Annotated in this window: 7 protein-coding genes and 3 rRNA genes; 9 read left to right on the top strand and 1 reads right to left on the bottom strand. The window is 62.8% G+C overall.

Going from position 1 to position 16242, the window contains the following annotated elements; genetic code table 11:
* Positions 1–55 precede the first annotated feature (55 nt).
* Positions 56–817, top strand: coding sequence for a hypothetical protein (locus tag AC4PWQ_RS03440; RefSeq protein WP_492089766.1), 762 nt, complete (start codon positions 56–58; stop codon positions 815–817).
* A gap of 520 nt (positions 818–1337) precedes the next feature.
* On the opposite strand, the gene AC4PWQ_RS03435 is transcribed toward AC4PWQ_RS03440, so the two are convergent.
* A complete protein-coding gene (locus tag AC4PWQ_RS03435) occupies positions 1338–2624 on the bottom strand; it encodes a phospholipase D-like domain-containing protein (RefSeq protein WP_371173915.1) in 1287 nt (428 codons plus the stop codon).
* A 45-nt stretch (positions 2625–2669) separates the two neighbouring features.
* Between AC4PWQ_RS03435 and gatC the strand changes: the two genes are divergently transcribed.
* The 8 genes from gatC to ilvD all read left to right on the top strand — a co-directional run bounded on the left by gatC (position 2670) and on the right by ilvD (position 16193).
* Positions 2670–2969: an Asp-tRNA(Asn)/Glu-tRNA(Gln) amidotransferase subunit GatC gene (gene gatC, locus AC4PWQ_RS03430; protein WP_371152535.1), complete on the top strand. Its 300-nt coding sequence runs from the start codon at positions 2670–2672 to the stop codon at positions 2967–2969.
* 38 nt (positions 2970–3007) lie between these two features.
* On the top strand, positions 3008–4468 hold the full coding sequence (gatA, locus tag AC4PWQ_RS03425; RefSeq protein WP_492089772.1) for an Asp-tRNA(Asn)/Glu-tRNA(Gln) amidotransferase subunit GatA: 1461 nt from the start codon (positions 3008–3010) through the stop codon (positions 4466–4468).
* A 1-nt stretch (position 4469) separates the two neighbouring features.
* Positions 4470–5966: an Asp-tRNA(Asn)/Glu-tRNA(Gln) amidotransferase subunit GatB gene (gatB, locus tag AC4PWQ_RS03420; protein ID WP_492089765.1), complete on the top strand. Its 1497-nt coding sequence runs from the start codon at positions 4470–4472 to the stop codon at positions 5964–5966.
* 211 nt (positions 5967–6177) lie between these two features.
* Positions 6178–7563: an NAD-dependent malic enzyme gene (locus AC4PWQ_RS03415; protein ID WP_371152533.1), complete on the top strand. Its 1386-nt coding sequence runs from the start codon at positions 6178–6180 to the stop codon at positions 7561–7563.
* 472 nt (positions 7564–8035) lie between these two features.
* Positions 8036–9577: ribosomal RNA gene (locus tag AC4PWQ_RS03410) — 16S ribosomal RNA — on the top strand.
* Between the two features lie 423 nt (positions 9578–10000).
* A 23S ribosomal RNA gene (locus AC4PWQ_RS03405) occupies positions 10001–13123 on the top strand.
* An 88-nt stretch (positions 13124–13211) separates the two neighbouring features.
* Positions 13212–13328, top strand: a 5S ribosomal RNA gene (gene rrf, locus AC4PWQ_RS03400).
* Together the 16S, 23S and 5S rRNA genes form the textbook arrangement of a ribosomal RNA operon.
* Positions 13329–14492: 1164 nt before the next feature.
* Complete coding sequence (gene ilvD, locus AC4PWQ_RS03395; protein ID WP_371152531.1) at positions 14493–16193, top strand: dihydroxy-acid dehydratase; 1701 nt, start codon at positions 14493–14495, stop codon at positions 16191–16193.
* Positions 16194–16242: the final 49 nt, after the last annotated feature.

The raw sequence follows: 16242 nt of genomic DNA, 5'->3' as shown, positions 1-16242 counted from the left end.
TGAGCGCAAACGTGGGAGCATATTCGGGCTTTAACTGAATCGAAAGGTGCGTCGAATGACCTTCCCCGCTCCCGGCCAGGGTCCCCAGCAACCGCAGGCCCCGATGGTGCCGCAGCAGCCGCAGGCTGCCGCCGCTTCCTTTAGCCTCTCCGCCGTGATGGCCGACCCGAGGTCCAAGTGGGTCTTCCTGACCGGCGCAGCGAGCGTCGTACTCGCCCTTGCGGCGTTTATGCCGTGGGCCAATGCCAGCTTCCTGGGCGCCACCATTCAGGTGAGCGGTACCTCCGGTGATGGGATGCTGACCCTCATCCTTGGTACTGCCATGGCGGTGCTGGCGGGCCTGAAGACGTTCAAGCCGGAAGTCCTGAAGGGCTCGTGGGTCGGCTACACCCTGATCGGCCTCTCTGCGGTGTCCCTGCTGATCCCGGTGGTCTCCTTTTCCAACTTCGCTTCCAAGGACACTCGCGGGATGGTCTCGATCGGCTTCGGCCTGTGGCTCACCTTCCTGGCCGCAGCAGCTGCCGTGGCCTTCTCCATCCTGAACTTCCTGGCGACCCGTGGCGCGGCGGCGCAGGTTCCGGCGCGGGGCTTCGCCCAGCCTGCGGGCTACCCGCTGTCGGGGCAGCCGGTCGCGGGGCAGCCGGTCGCGGGCGTTGCCCCGCAAGCCCAGGTGCCGGGTGTTGCCCCGCAGCAGGGCTTCCCGCAGGCTCCCGCTCAGAGCGTCCCGCAGGTTCCCGCGCAGGGTTTCCCGTCGGTGCCGGGCACCGTGCCGCAGGCTCCTCAGCAGCCCCAGCCCCCGGTGAACCCGCAGGGCTGATCCCCGGCGTGCGGAAGCGGTGGCGGGGTGAGTGTCAAACACTCACCCCGCCACTTCTTGCGTTTCTGGGCGGGCCGTTTCGAGCGGTCGTTTTTCGCCCGCCCTAACGGCCGGGGCTGCCGGGGCCTGGAGGAATCGGGAGAGGGCTGGTGCCTGAGCCACTTGTATGAGTGCTGCGCGATGCCCGGGTGGCGCGGTGCACGGGTGGCGCGATGCCCGGGTGGCGCAATGCCCGGGTTACGTTGTGGTGCCCGGGTGCCGGCGAGCGTGAATCTAGACGTTCGCCCTTTCAACTCGACGTTTGGCCTTTCAACTCGACGATCCCGACCTGGTTTACGTCGAGATTCGGCACCAAACGTCGAGACGGGCCACCGAACGTCGAGATTCGCCCCCAAACGTCTAGATTCGAGCACAGGAGCAGCGCCTTGCTCGGTGCCGAGCACCTCCGCCCGGCGGTTCCAACCCCGACACGCCGAGCCTGCACACACATTTCTGCAGCTAACCCGCGCTTCGGGTCGGCCTAGATCAGGGGCGCGAAAGGCCGCAGCAGCCGCTCGCCGACGCGGTGGATGAGCGGGCGGTTGTCCCATTCCTCCAGGGTGAGGCGGCGTGACTGGCTGAGGTCCCGCAGAAAGACCGCCTCCATGTTTTGCGCCTGGCCGTAGTCGAAGAACTCCAGGTTGACCTCGTAGTTGCCGCGCAGGCTGAGACGGTCGATGTTGGCGGTGCCGATGGTGGACCAGCGGCCGTCCACGGTGGCGGTCTTTGCGTGGATCATTGCGCCCCGGTAGAGCCACAGCTCCACGCCTGCCTCCAGGAGGCGGGAGTAGTGGGAACGGGCCACCCAGTCGGCGACCACGTGGTTGGAGATCTCCGGCACCAGCACCTTCACGTCCACCCCGCGCCTGGCGGCCGCGATGAGGGCGTCCAGGATTTCCTGGTCGGGGATGAAGTAGGCCTGGGTGATCCAGACGCGGTCGGTGGCCCGCTCGCACGCGTCGATGTACAGGCCGCGGACGGGGAAGAGCCATTTAGTGGGGGTGTTCTGGGCGGCGCGGATGCGGGCGTTCCAGGATCGGGCTCCTGCGTCGGGCAGGGCGGGCAGCTTGCCGCGCCGGTGCTCGTTCCAGAAGTCAACGAAGGCGTTTTCGAGCTCCCAGGCCCCCTCGCCCTGCACGCGCACGTGGGTGTCGCGCCACTCGGCGTGGTACAGGCTGCCGATGTTGTAGCCGCCGGTGTAGCCGTCCACGCCGTCCACCACCAGGATTTTGCGGTGGTCGCGGCCAAAGTGGCGCAGGGAGAGGGAGAGCATTCCCCAGTTGAAGGTGGGGAAGCGCAGCACGTGCAGGTTGGCCATCTTGGGGAAGGCGAACAGGCGGGGGTCCACCACCCAGTTGCCGAAGGCGTCGTAGATGATCCGAACGTCAACGCCGCGCTTGGCGGCCTGGATGAGCTCGTGCTTGAACTGCTCGCCCCATTCGTCGCTCTTCCAGATGTAGGTCTCGAAGTAGATGTGGTGCTTGGCCGCGCGAATGGAGGCGAGCATGGCCTCGTACAAGGCCCGGGCATCGGTGTAGGTGGTGACGCAGTTGCCGGCCACGGAGGTGGCCTCGGGCGGGCCGGTGAGGAACGAATCGGCGGTGAACTTGCGGCGCTTTCGCAGGTGATCGTTGATCATCACGGTGGCAAGGGTGACCGCCTGGGCGGCGGCGATGCTGCCGATCCACCACTTGGCTGCGCGGGTGATGGTGCGCGGGCTGGGTGGGGTTAAGAGTTTGCGTGCAAGGCGGTAGCGCCACGATGTCATGGTGGTAACTCTATGCAATGGCGGGCTGACACTAGAATCGAGCCCATGACCACGTTCACCACCGGCGAGGTGCACCGCTTGGCGGGCCTCGCGCGCATTGCAATGACAGACCAGGAGGCGGCCAAGCTGGCCAGCGAGCTGGAGGTGATCGCCAACTCTGTGGCGCGAATCAACCAGTTTGTGGGGCCGGACGTGCCGGCCACGTCTCACCCGATTCCGCTGACGAACGTCATGCGTGAGGACGTCGTAGTGCCGACGCTGTCCCAGGAGGAGTCCTTGGCGATGGCGCCCGCCAGCGAGGATGGGCGTTTCTTGGTGCCGCAGATTCTGGGGGAGGACGCGTGAACGAGCTGATCAAGCACAGTGCGGCCAAGCAGGCCGCGATGCTGGCCGCCGGTGAGGTGAGCTCGGTTGAGCTGACCCAGGCGCACCTGGACCGTATCGCTGCGGTGGATGGGGAGGTGCACGCGTTCCTGAACGTGAGTGGGGAGGATGCCCTGGCGACGGCGGCGGACGTGGACGCTCGCCGCGCTGCGGGCGAGGAGCTGCACCCGCTGGCTGGTGTGCCGGTGGCGGTGAAGGACGTGGTGGTCACGAAGGGCCAGGTGACTACGGCGGCATCGAAGATGCTGGAGGGGTGGATTCCCCCGTACGACGCGACGCTGGTGAAGAAGCTGCGCGCTGCGGGCATGCCGATCTTGGGCAAGACGAACATGGACGAGTTCGCGATGGGCTCGTCCACGGAGCACTCCGCGTTCGGCCCCACTCGCAACCCGTGGGACCTGGAGCGCATTCCTGGCGGTAGTGGTGGTGGATCGGCCGCTGCGGTGGGCGCGTTTGAGGCGCCGCTGGCGGTGGGCACGGACACGGGTGGTTCGATCCGTCAGCCGGCGGCGGTGACGGGCACGGTGGGCGTGAAGCCCACGTATGGCTCGATTTCCCGCTATGGCCTCATTGCGATGGCTTCCTCGTTGGACCAGGCCGGTCCGTGCACGCGCACCGTGGAGGACGCCGCGTTGTTCCACGAGGTGATGGGCGGTCACGACCCGCTGGATTCCACCTCGCTGCCGATGCCGTGCACGGGTTACGTGGCGGCGGCGCGTGACACCTCCTCCTTGGAGGGCGTGCGCGTGGCGGTGGGCAAGCAGCTGACGGGCGAGGGCTACGAGGAGGGCGTGCGCGCCTCCTTCGAGGAGTCCCTGGACCTGCTGCGTGAGGCGGGTGCGCAGATCGTGGAGGTGGACTGCCCTTCGTTTGAGATCGCGCTGGACGCCTACTACCTGTTGATGCCGGCGGAGGTTTCTTCCAACCTGGCGAAGTTTGATGGCATGCGTTATGGCTTGCGTGTGGAGCCCGACGATGGCCCGGTTACCGCAGAGCGCGTGATGGCCGCTACGCGTGCGGCCGGTTTTGGTGACGAGGTCAAGCGCCGCATCATCTTGGGCACCTACGCGTTGAGCGCCGGCAACATTGACCACTATTACGGGGCGGCGCTGAGGGCCCGCACGCTGGTGCAGCGTGATTTCGCGAAGGCCTTTGAGCAGGCCGACGTTCTAGTCTCGCCTACGGCACCGACGGTGGCTTTCAAGTTTGGCGCCAAGGTGGATGACCCGATGGCGATGTACCTGAACGACGTTGCCACGATTCCCGCGAACCTGGCCGGCGTGCCGGGCATGTCGCTGCCGTCGGGCCTGTCTGAGGGCCTGCCGGTTGGTTTCCAGATCCTGGCCCCGGCGTTCGAGGACGCCCGCCTGTACCGCGTCGGTGGCGTGCTGGAGCGCGCCCTGGAGTCCAAGTGGGGCGGCCCGCTGCTGGCCAGCGCCCCGGCCCTGAAGGAGAACTGAGATGACGGACCTGCTGGACTACGACGAGGTCACCGCCCGCTTCGACCCGGTGCTGGGCATCGAGGTGCACGTGGAGCTGGGGACGGCCACGAAGATGTTTGATGGCGCCCCGAACGCGTTTGGTGGCGAGCCGAACGAGTACGTCACTCCGGTGTCGCTGGGTCTGCCGGGCACTCTGCCGGTGGTGAACGCGACGGCGGTGCGTTACGCGGTGATGATCGGCCTGGCGCTGAACTGCAAGATCCGCGAGTCTTGCCGTTTTGCCCGGAAGAACTACTTCTACCCGGACGTGCCGAAGAACTTCCAGACCTCCCAGTACGACGAGCCGATCGCCTACGACGGCTACCTGGACGTGGAGCTGGAGGACGGCGCGGTGTTCCGCGTGGAGATCGAGCGGGCGCACATGGAGGAGGATGCCGGCAAGAACACCCACGTGGGTGGCTCGGCCGGTCGCATCCAGGGGGCGGACTACTCGCTGGTGGACTACAACCGCGCCGGCGTGCCGCTGGTGGAGATCGTGACTCGTCCCGTTGCCGGGGCGGGGGAGCGGGCCCCGGAGGTGGCGCGCGCGTACGTGCAGGCGTTGCGGGACATCTTCCGCGCGTTGGGCGTGAGCGAGGCCCGCATGGAGCGCGGCAACGTGCGTGCGGACATTAACGTCTCGCTACGCGAGGGCGTGGACGCGCCGCTGGGCACCCGTACGGAGACCAAGAACGTCAACTCCTTCCGCGCGATCGAGCGGGCGGTGCGTTTCGAGATGCAGCGTCAGGGCGCGATCCTGGCGGGTGGCGGCAAGGTGGTGCAGGAGACGCGCCACTGGCATGAGGACACGGGTACCACTTCTGCTGGCCGCGAGAAGTCTGACGCGGACGACTACCGCTACTTCCCCGAGCCGGACCTGGTGCCGGTGGTGTGCACGCCGGAGTGGGTGGAGGAGGTGCGCGCCTGCCTGCCGGAGATGCCGGCGGTGCGCTGCCGCCGCCTGCAGGAGGAGTGGGCTTGCACCGACCTGGAGATGCGCGACGTTCTGAACGCCGGCGCCCTGGACATCATCGAGGCGACCGTGGCGGCTGGTGCCGGCGCTGCGGCCGCCCGGAAGTGGTGGCTGGGTGAGCTCTCCCGCGAGGCCAAGGAGCGCGGCGTGGCGCTGGAGGAGTTGCCGGTTGGTCCGGCCGACGTTGCAGAGCTGGCCGCCTTGGTGGACAAGGGCGAGTTGAATGACAAGCTGGCCCGCCAGGCGTTGGCAGGCATGCTGGCTGGTGAGGGGAGTGCCGCGGAGGTCGTGGCCAAGCGCGGCCTGGCAGTGGTCAGTGACGACGGCGCCTTGCGAGCCGCGGTCGAGGAGGCGCTGGCCGCGCAGCCCGACGTGGCGGACAAGATCCGTTCCGGCAAGGTTGCTGCCGCTGGCGCGATCGTCGGCGCGGTCATGAAGGCCACCAAGGGGCAGGCCGACGCCGCCCGGGTGCGTGAGCTGATCATGGAGGTCTGCGGCGCCTGAGCCGTTCTGCCCTAGGCGGGAGCGTCCACACACTGGACGCTCCCGCCTAGTGATTTTCGCCTGGCTGTGGGCGGTGCCGGCCTGAGGCAGGGCGGGAAAAACGTCGTCCACAAAAAACTTCCCATAACTTGTGGGCCTTTGGTACTAGCCAACGCGGGGGGCGGCGCGCCAATATCGGGGCGAACATCACGTCTTCATGTGAGGAGCGAGCATGGCTCAGCCATCCCCCAGTTACACCGTTGTACTGCGACTGGAGGCCAACGCCTCGCAGGCCGACGCCAGCAAGATCGTTGACCTGGTGGCCGCCACGGGCGCCGTCATCACTGGCCTGGACGTCACCGACGCGGAGGGCGGGCGCATCTCCTACGACCTGACGTGCGACGCGCGCGACTCGGTGCACCGCCTGGAGATCGTCTCCATCCTGGAGGGCGTGGACGGGGTGGAGGTCACCTCGGTGGAGGACTCCACCTTCCTGGCCCACCTGGGCGGCAAGGTGGCCATCCACTCCAAGATTCCGTTGCGCAACCGCCGCGACCTGTCGCGCGCGTACACGCCTGGTGTGGCGCGCGTGTGCAAGGCCATCTACGACACTCCCTCGCGTGCCCGCGAGCTGACCATCAAGCGCAACACGGTCGCCGTGGTCACCGACGGCACCGCGGTGCTGGGCATGGGTGACATCGGGCCGGAGGCTTCCCTGCCGGTGATGGAGGGCAAGGCGCTGCTGTTCAAGGAGTTCGGTGGCGTGGACGCCTGGCCGGTGCCGCTGGCCACCAAGGACGTGGACGAGATCGTGGCGATCGTCAAGGCGATCGCGCCGGCCTACGGCGGCATCAACCTGGAGGACATCTCCGCGCCGCGCTGCTTCGAGATCGAGGAGCGCCTGCGCGCCGAGCTGGACATCCCGGTGTTCCACGACGACCAGCACGGCACGGCCATCGTGACGCTGGCGGCGCTGATCAACGCGCTGAAGGTGGTCGGCAAGCGCATCGAGGACGTTCGCATCGTTATCTCCGGTGTGGGCGCGGCCGGTTCCGCCATCGCCAAGCTGCTGATGGCGCAGGGTGCGCGCGACATCGTGGGCTACGGCCGCTCCGGGGCGTTGAGCGCGTCCGACACCGAGGGCATGAACCCGCACCGCAAGTGGCTGGCGGAGAACACCAACCCGCGCGGTGTGACCGGTTCCTTGGAGGAGGGCCTGAAGGACGCCGACGTGTTCATCGGTGTCTCCTCCGGCAACCTGTTCCCTGCCGAGCTGGTGGGCACCATGGCCAAGGACGCGATCGTGTTCGCGATGGCCAACCCGACCCCGGAGACCGACCCGATCGAGGCGGCCAAGTACGCGGCCGTGGTGGCGACGGGCCGCTCCGACTACCCGAACCAGATCAACAACGTGCTGGCCTTCCCAGGCCTGTTCCGGGGTCTGCTGGACGCGGGCGTCTCTGACATCACCATGGAGCTGCTGCGCGTGGCGGCCGTGGCGATCGCGGAGGTGCTGGACGACAGCGAGCTCAGCCCGGCCTACATCATCCCGGGTGTGTTCGACACCCGCGTGGCCAAGGCCGTGGCCGGGGCGGTGCGTCGCTCGGTCGAGGCCTGAGCCGGAAGGGCGAAGGCCCGGCGGTTGAAGCCTGGTGGGCGGGGTGGCAAGCCACCCCGCCCACCAATTTTCGTTGCGATTCCAGGGAAAATGGGGTGTGTGTTGCGTGCCACGTGGATCTGAGTTGACATGGCTGCGGAAACTGCGTAAATTATTCACTCGCTGCCGGGGAGCACGGCTTCCGGGAAGCGAGCAGTGAATCTGAGGCCTGCGGGCCACGGAGGAGCGATCAACAAGCCATCTTGTTGGGGTGCTGGTTCTGTTTGGGGCTGGTGTTCTGGTGGGTGTGGGTGTTGTTTGGGAACTCAATAGTGTGTGGTTTGTTTTTTGTTTAGTGTTTGTTTTTTGGGCTGACTGTTTTGGTTGGTCTGTTTTGTTTGCCTGGCCTTTTTGGTTGGGTGTTGTTTTTGTCAGGGTTTCTGGCAGGGGCTTTGGCTGGCTGGCCTGTTTGTGGGTTGGTTGGTTTTGGTTTTTGTTGGAGAGTTTGATCCTGGCTCAGGACGAACGCTGGCGGCGTGCTTAACACATGCAAGTCGAACGGGATCCAAGCGAGCTTGCTTGTTTGGTGAGAGTGGCGAACGGGTGAGTAACACGTGAGTAACCTGCCCCCTTCTTTGGGATAACGACCAGAAATGGTTGCTAATACTGAATATTCACGCATGATCGCATGGTTGTGTGTGGAAAGGTTTTTCTGGTGGGGGATGGGCTCGCGGCCTATCAGCTTGTTGGTGGGGTGATGGCCTACCAAGGCTTTGACGGGTAGCCGGCCTGAGAGGGTGACCGGTCACACTGGGACTGAGATACGGCCCAGACTCCTACGGGAGGCAGCAGTGGGGAATATTGCACAATGGGCGAAAGCCTGATGCAGCGACGCCGCGTGAGGGATGACGGCCTTCGGGTTGTAAACCTCTTTCAGTAAGGACGCAGGCCTAGGCTTTTGTTTGGGTTGACTTTACTTACAGAAGAAGCGCCGGCTAACTACGTGCCAGCAGCCGCGGTAATACGTAGGGCGCAAGCGTTGTCCGGAATTATTGGGCGTAAAGAGCTCGTAGGCGGTTTGTCGCGTCTGTCGTGAAAACCCACAGCTTAACTGTGGGCTTGCGGTGGGTACGGGCAGGCTTGAGTGCGGTAGGGGAGACTGGAATTCCTGGTGTAGCGGTGGAATGCGCAGATATCAGGAGGAACACCGGTGGCGAAGGCGGGTCTCTGGGCCGTTACTGACGCTGAGGAGCGAAAGCATGGGGAGCGAACAGGATTAGATACCCTGGTAGTCCATGCCGTAAACGTTGGGCACTAGGTGTGGGGGCTGTTTCCATGGTTCCTGCGCCGTAGCTAACGCATTAAGTGCCCCGCCTGGGGAGTACGGTCGCAAGGCTAAAACTCAAAGGAATTGACGGGGGCCCGCACAAGCGGCGGAGCATGCGGATTAATTCGATGCAACGCGAAGAACCTTACCAAGGCTTGACATACATCCAGAGTCTGCAGAGATGTGGGCGCATTTAGTTGGGGGTGTACAGGTGGTGCATGGTTGTCGTCAGCTCGTGTCGTGAGATGTTGGGTTAAGTCCCGCAACGAGCGCAACCCTTGTCTCATGTTGCCAGCACGTTATGGTGGGGACTCGTGAGAGACTGCCGGGGTTAACTCGGAGGAAGGTGGGGATGACGTCAAATCATCATGCCCCTTATGTCTTGGGCTTCACGCATGCTACAATGGCCAGTACAGAGGGTTGCGATATCGTAAGGTTGAGCGAATCCCTTAAAGCTGGTCTCAGTTCGGATTGGGGTCTGCAACTCGACCCCATGAAGTCGGAGTCGCTAGTAATCGCAGATCAGCAACGCTGCGGTGAATACGTTCTCGGGCCTTGTACACACCGCCCGTCACGTCACGAAAGTTGGTAACACCCGAAGCCCATGGCCTAACCGTTTGGGGGGAGTGGTCGAAGGTGGGACTGGCGATTGGGACGAAGTCGTAACAAGGTAGCCGTACCGGAAGGTGCGGCTGGATCACCTCCTTTCTAAGGAGCAACTTTTTCCACCTGCCGGGCTGGTGCGCGTTTTTGTGTGTTGGTTTGGTGTTTGTGGGTTTCCTGGTTGTTTGTTTCAGGCGCGTGTTGTGTCTGGCTTCTGGGGGGCTTGGTGGGTTGCTTTTAGTGGAAAAGACACTAGACACACTTTCCTCGTGTCTGCTTGGTCCTTGGGGCTTTTGGGTTCCCGGGGCTGGGTTCGGGGTTGGTGTAGTGGAGAACAGGCCGCATGCTATTGGGTTTCCAGGCCACACTTGTGGTTTGGGTGTTTTGACTACTTGCTGCTGAGCTGGCCTTGGTTTTTTGGTTTGGTTTGGTGGTTTGTTGGTTGGTTGGTTTGTAACTGTATAGTGGGTGTGAGCATGATACGTAGTGTTGTGTTCATGGTTTATTGTTTTCTGTATTAGTGTTTTGTTTGTAGTTTCTAAGAGCATTCGGTGGATGCCTTGGCACTAGGAGCCGATGAAGGACGTGGTAGTCCGCGATAGGCCTCGGGGAGTTGACAAACGAGCTTTGATCCGAGGGTGTCCGAATGGGGAAACCTGGCCAGAGTCATGTCTGGTTACCCGCGCTTGAATATATAGGGCGTGTGGGGGGAACGCGGGGAAGTGAAACATCTCAGTACCCGCAGGAAAAGATATTCCGTGAGTAGTGGCGAGCGAAAGCGGATGATGGCTAAACCATGTTCGTGTGATACCCGGCAGGGGTTGCGGATGTGGGGTTGTGGGACGCGTGCGTGTCTGGTCTGCCGGCCAGTGGTTCCAAGCGTGGTTGTAGGTGAATGGTTTGGGAAAGCCAGCCGTAGACGGTGAGAGCCCGGTAACTGAAACGATCATTGCTTGTGTTCGGTGCGTGTTCCCGAGTAGGACGGGGCCCGTGAAATCCCGTGTGAATCTGGCAAGACCACTTGCTAAGCCTGAATACTACCTAGTGACCGATAGCGGATCAGTACCGTGAGGGAATGGTGAAAAGTACCCCGTGAGGGGAGTGAAATAGTACCTGAAACCGGATGCTTACAAACCGTAGGAGCCCTCTTTTGTTGGGGTGACTGCGTGCCTTTTGAAGAATGAGCCTGCGAGTTACTGGTATGTGGCGAGGTTAACCCGGGTGGGGAAGCCGTAGCGAAAGCGAGTCTGAATAGGGCGCTTGAGTCGCATGCCGTAGACCCGAAGCGGAGTGATCTACCCATGGTCAGGTTGAAGCACGTGTAAGAGCGTGTGGAGGACCGAACCCACTTCAGTTGAAAATGGAGGGGATGAACTGTGGGTAGGGGTGAAAGGCCAATCAAACTCCGTGATAGCTGGTTCTCCCCGAAATGCATTTAGGTGCAGCGTCGCGTGTTGCTTGCTGGAGGTAGAGCTACTGGATGGCTGATGGGCCCTACAAGGTTACTGAGGTCAACCAAACTCCGAATGCCAGTAATGTTAGCGCGGCAGTGAGACTGCGGGGGATAAGCTTCGTAGTCGAGAGGGAAACAGCCCAGATCACCGGCTAAGGCCCCTAAGCGTGTGCTCAGTGGGAAAGGATGTGGAGTTGCAGTGACAACCAGGAGGTTGGCTTAGAAGCAGCCACCCTTGAAAGAGTGCGTAATAGCTCACTGGTCAAGTGATTCCGCGCCGACAATGTAGCGGGGCTCAAGCACACCGCCGAAGCCGTGGCAACAACACAAAACCCACACACCTAAAGCTTTCGAGCTGGTTGGGTGTGCAGGGGTGTTGTTGGGTAGGGGAGCGTCCCACGTGGGGTGAAGCTCATCTGGAAGGATGGGTGGACTGCGTGGGAGTGAGAATGCAGGCATGAGTAGCGAAACTAGGGTGAGAATCCCTAGCGCCGATTGACCAAGGGTTCCAGGGCCAGGATCATCCGCCCTGGGTAAGTCGGGACCTAAGGCGAGGCCGACAGGCGTAGTCGATGGACAACCAGTTGATATTCTGGTACCGGCGAAGGACCGTCCATGGTGAGCCTGGTAGTACTAACCACCAACCCAAACCATCCACACCTTCGGGTGTGGTCGGGGCGGGCTCGTGGGACCGATACCAGTAGTAGCCAAGCGTATTAACAGGGGTGACGCAGAAAGGTAGCCACCGCGGGTCTTATGGCATGGCCCGTCTAAACACGCAGCCCGTTACCCAGGCAAATCCGGGTAACACCAGGGTGAGGTGTGATGGTGACCCACACTCGTGGGGAAGCAGGGTGATCCTATACTGCCAAGAAAAGCCTCGACGCGAGGGACTAGCCGCCCGTACCCCAAACCGACACAGGTGGTCAAGTAGAAAATACTAAGGCGACGAGATAATCATGGTTAAGGAACTCGGCAAAATGCCCCCGTAACTTCGGGAGAAGGGGGACCTGGAACGTGAAGCCCCTCGCGGGCTAGCGCGAAAGGTCGCAGAGAATAGGGAGAAGCGACTGTTTACCAAAAACACAGGTCCGTGCGAAGTTGCAAAACGATGTATACGGACTGACGCCTGCCCGGTGCTGGAAGGTTAAGAGGAAAGGTCAACCCTCGGGTGAAGCTTTGAATCCAAGCCCCAGTAAACGGCGGTGGTAACTATAACCATCCTAAGGTAGCGAAATTCCTTGTCGGGTAAGTTCCGACCTGCACGAATGGCGTAACGACTTCTCTACTGTCTCAACCATGAACTCGGCGAAATTGCACTACGAGTAAAGATGCTCGTTACGCGCAGCAGGACGGAAAGACCCCGGGACCTTTACTATAGCTTGGTATTGGTGCCCGCTTCAGCTTGTGTAGGATAGGTGGGAGACTATGAAACCAACACGCCAGTGTTGGCGGAGTCATTGTTGAAATACCACTCTGGTTGAAGCGGTCATCTAACCTCGGTCCGTAATCCGGACCAGGGACAGTGCCTGGTGGGTAGTTTAACTGGGGCGGTTGCCTCCCAAAAAGTAACGGAGGCGCTCAAAGGTTCCCTCAATCTGGTCGGCAACCAGATGTCGAGTGTAAGTGCACAAGGGAGCTTGACTGTGAGACTGACAAGTCAAACAGGTACGAAAGTAGGAACTAGTGATCCGGCACCACCTTGTGGAAGGGGTGTCGCTCAACGGATAAAAGGTACCCCGGGGATAACAGGCTGATCTTGCCCAAGAGTTCATATCGACGGCATGGTTTGGCACCTCGATGTCGGCTCGTCGCATCCTGGGGCTGGAGTAGGTCCCAAGGGTTGGGCTGTTCGCCCATTAAAGCGGTACGCGAGCTGGGTTCAGAACGTCGTGAGACAGTTCGGTCCCTATCCGCTGCGCGCGTAGGAAACTTGAGAAGACCTGTCCCTAGTACGAGAGGACCGGGACGGACGAACCTCTAGTGTGCCAGTTGTACCGCCAGGTGCACCGCTGGTTAGCCACGTTCGGAAAGGATAACCGCTGAAAGCATCTAAGCGGGAAGCCTGCTTCAAGACCAGGTCTCCAAACACACAAGTGTTGAAGGTCCCCCGCAGACCACGGGGTAGATAGGCCAGACGTGGAAGCGTGGTAACACGTGAAGCTGACTGGTACTAATCGACCAAACAACTACAAACACCAAAACACGCCAAACAACAAACACGAACACAACACCACACGCTCACACCCCCTATACGGTTACAAACCCACCAAGGGTTAAAACACGTGCGGCGGTCACAGCAGCAGGGAAACGCCCGGCCCCATACCGAACCCGGAAGCTAAGCCTGCCAGCGCCAATGGTACTGCACCCGCCAGGGTGTGGGAGAGTAGGACACCGCCGCCACCAACCACAACACAACGGCCCCCGTAGCGCGAACCAAACCGCAGCAACGGGGGCCGTCCCCACACCCACAAACACCCAACCCCCTGGGTCACTAAAGACGCACGACTCAAGTGACAAAACCAGCCACACCCACCACACCCGGAACGTGAAACTCGACGCTCGAAACCCCAACACGACGAAAACCAGGGCCAAACGTCGAGTTGAAGAGCCGAACGTCTAGTTGACTGGGGGACCCGCGCAGCGTCCGAGAGCGCGTCATCAACCAAGCCAGCCAGAGCCACCGCACTCGGAACGTGAAACTCGACGCTCGAAACCCCAACTAGACGTTCGAAGCTTCAACTCGACGTTCGAAACCCCAACTCGACGTTCGATGCCACAACTCGACGAAAGACCGGCCCAAACGTCGAGCCGAGCATTCAAACGTCCAGACGAAGACCCAAACGTCGAGACGAAGGGGCAAACGTCTAGTTGACTGGGGGACCCGCGCAGCGGCCGGGAGCGCGTCAGTGAATAACCCAGACAGGGGCCACTCCACCCGGAACGTGAAACTAGACGTTCGAAACCCCAACTCGACGTTCGATGCCTCAACTCGACGAAAGACCGGCCCAAACGTCGAGTTGAAGGGCTGAACGTCGAGCTGAAAAGCCGAACGTCGAGCTGAAGAGCCGAACGTCTAGTTGACCGGGGGACCGACGCACCAAGCCGGGAGCGCGTCATCAACCAAATGAGCCAAAGGCGCCACACACGGAACGTGAAACTAGACGAAAGCAGCTTCAACTAGACGTTTGGCGCCTCAACTAGACGAAAAGCCGGCCCATACGTCGAGTTGACGGGCCCAACGTCGAGTTGAAAGGCCAAACGTCTAGTTGGCGAGCTGAATGTCGAGTCGACGGGTCCAACGTCTCGTTGGCCGTAGGACCGGGGCACCAAGCTGGGAGCCGAACCCGGGGCACCAAGCTGGGAGTCCAACCCGGCAACCCAACCAACCCAAGCGGCCCGGCGCGTCGATGCCGAATATGTGACCCATGTCCGCCCGTAAATTGCGTCCCGGCACCACCCGCACACGGACTGCGGCAGTTGCATGTTTGGCGCAGTTTGGCCTATGCGGGCCACGGGTTGAGCACCGCAACGTGGGGGAGAGGCTCGAGGCATAGAATCACGCGCATGGGTACCAACGAGATTGACATCAAGCCGCGCAGTCGGCAGGTGACCGATGGTCTGAAGGCCACGGCGTCGCGCGGAATGCTCCGCGCCGTCGGCATGGGGGACGCCGACTTCGTTAAGCCCCAGATCGGTGTCGCTTCATCCTGGAACGAGATCACGCCCTGCAACCTCTCCCTCCAGCGCCTGGCGCAGGCGGCGAAGGAAGGCGTGCACGCCGCCGGTGGTTACCCGTTGGAGTTCGGCACGATCTCCGTCTCCGACGGCATCTCCATGGGGCACGAGGGAATGCACTTCTCGCTCGTCTCCCGTGACGTGATCGCGGACTCCGTGGAAACCGTTATGCAGGCCGAGCGCCTGGACGGCTCGGTGCTGCTGGCCGGTTGTGACAAGTCGCTGCCGGGCATGCTCATGGCGGCGGCCCGCCTGAACCTGGCCTCAGTCTTCCTCTACGCCGGCTCGATCATGCCCGGCCACGTCAAGCTCTCCGACGGTACGGAGAAGGACGTCACCATCATCGACGCCTACGAGGCCGTGGGTGCCCACCAGCGCGGCCTGATGAGCCACGAGGACGTGATGGCTATCGAGCGCGCCATCTGCCCCGGCGAGGGCGCCTGCGGTGGCATGTACACCGCCAACACCATGGCATCCGTTGCGGAGGCGATCGGCATGTCGGTGCCCGGCTCGGCCGCGCCGCCGTCCGTGGACCGCCGACGGGACGCGGCGGCGCGGCGCTCCGGCGCTGCGGTAGTTGAGCTCCTGCGCAGGGGCATCACCGCCCGCGACATCATGACCAAGGAAGCCTTCGAGAACGCCATCGCCGTGGTGATGGCCTTCGGCGGCTCCACCAACGCCGTCCTGCACCTGCTCGCGATCGCTCGCGAAGCCGAGGTCGACCTCACCCTGGACGACTTCTCCCGCGTCGCCGCCCGCACCCCGCACCTGGGAGACCTCAAGCCGTTCGGCCAGTTCGTGATGAACGACGTCGACCGCGTAGGCGGAGTCCCCGTGCTGATGAAGACCCTGCTGGACGCCGGCCTGCTGCACGGAGACTGCCTCACCGTCACCGGCAAGACCGTGGCCGAAAACCTGGCAGACATCGCCCCGCCTGCCGCCGACGGCGAGATCCTGCGCCAGCTGGACAACCCGATCCACGCCACCGGCGGCATCACCATCCTCAAGGGCACCCTGGCCCCCGAGGGCGCCGTGGTGAAGTCCGCCGGCTTCGACACCGAGGTGTTCGAAGGCACCGCCCGCGTCTTCGAGCGCGAACAAGGCGCCCTGGACGCGCTCGCCGACGGCACCATCACCGACGGCGACGTCGTGGTGATCCGCTACGAAGGCCCCAAGGGCGGCCCCGGCATGCGCGAGATGCTGGCCATCACCGGCGCCATCAAGGGAGCCAACCTCGGCAAGACCGTCCTGCTGCTCACCGACGGGCGCTTCTCTGGCGGCACCACCGGCCTGTGCGTCGGACACGTCGCCCCAGAGGCAGTGGACGGCGGCCCCATCGCCCTGGTGCGCGACGGAGACAAGATCCGCCTGGACGTGGCCAACGCCCGCCTAGACCTGCTGGTGGACGAGGCCGAACTGGCCGAGCGCGCCAAGACCTTCGAGCCGCTGCCCCCGCGCTACACCCGTGGCGTGCTCGGCAAGTACATCAAGCTGGTGCACTCCGCGTCCGAGGGCGCAGTGCTCTACTAAAGCGCACCCGCACACCGGGGAGGGGATGGTCGCAGACTCGCTGCGACCA

The sequence above is a fragment of the Buchananella sp. 103232 genome (assembly GCF_058725725.1).
This window is presented reverse-complemented; position numbering and strand designations above follow the sequence as displayed.

Excerpts from the sequence above, each read along its gene's own strand:
- AC4PWQ_RS03440 (WP_492089766.1), top strand. The coding sequence starts at position 56 with ATGACCTTCCCCGCTCCCGGCCAGGGTCCCCAGCAACCGCAGGCCCCG.
- AC4PWQ_RS03435 (WP_371173915.1), bottom strand. The coding sequence starts at position 2,624 with ATGACATCGTGGCGCTACCGCCTTGCACGCAAACTCTTAACCCCACCC.
- gatC (WP_371152535.1), top strand. The coding sequence starts at position 2,670 with ATGACCACGTTCACCACCGGCGAGGTGCACCGCTTGGCGGGCCTCGCG.
- gatA (WP_492089772.1), top strand. The coding sequence starts at position 3,008 with ATGCTGGCCGCCGGTGAGGTGAGCTCGGTTGAGCTGACCCAGGCGCAC.
- gatB (WP_492089765.1), top strand. The coding sequence starts at position 4,470 with ATGACGGACCTGCTGGACTACGACGAGGTCACCGCCCGCTTCGACCCG.
- AC4PWQ_RS03415 (WP_371152533.1), top strand. The coding sequence starts at position 6,178 with ATGGCTCAGCCATCCCCCAGTTACACCGTTGTACTGCGACTGGAGGCC.
- ilvD (WP_371152531.1), top strand. The coding sequence starts at position 14,493 with ATGGGTACCAACGAGATTGACATCAAGCCGCGCAGTCGGCAGGTGACC.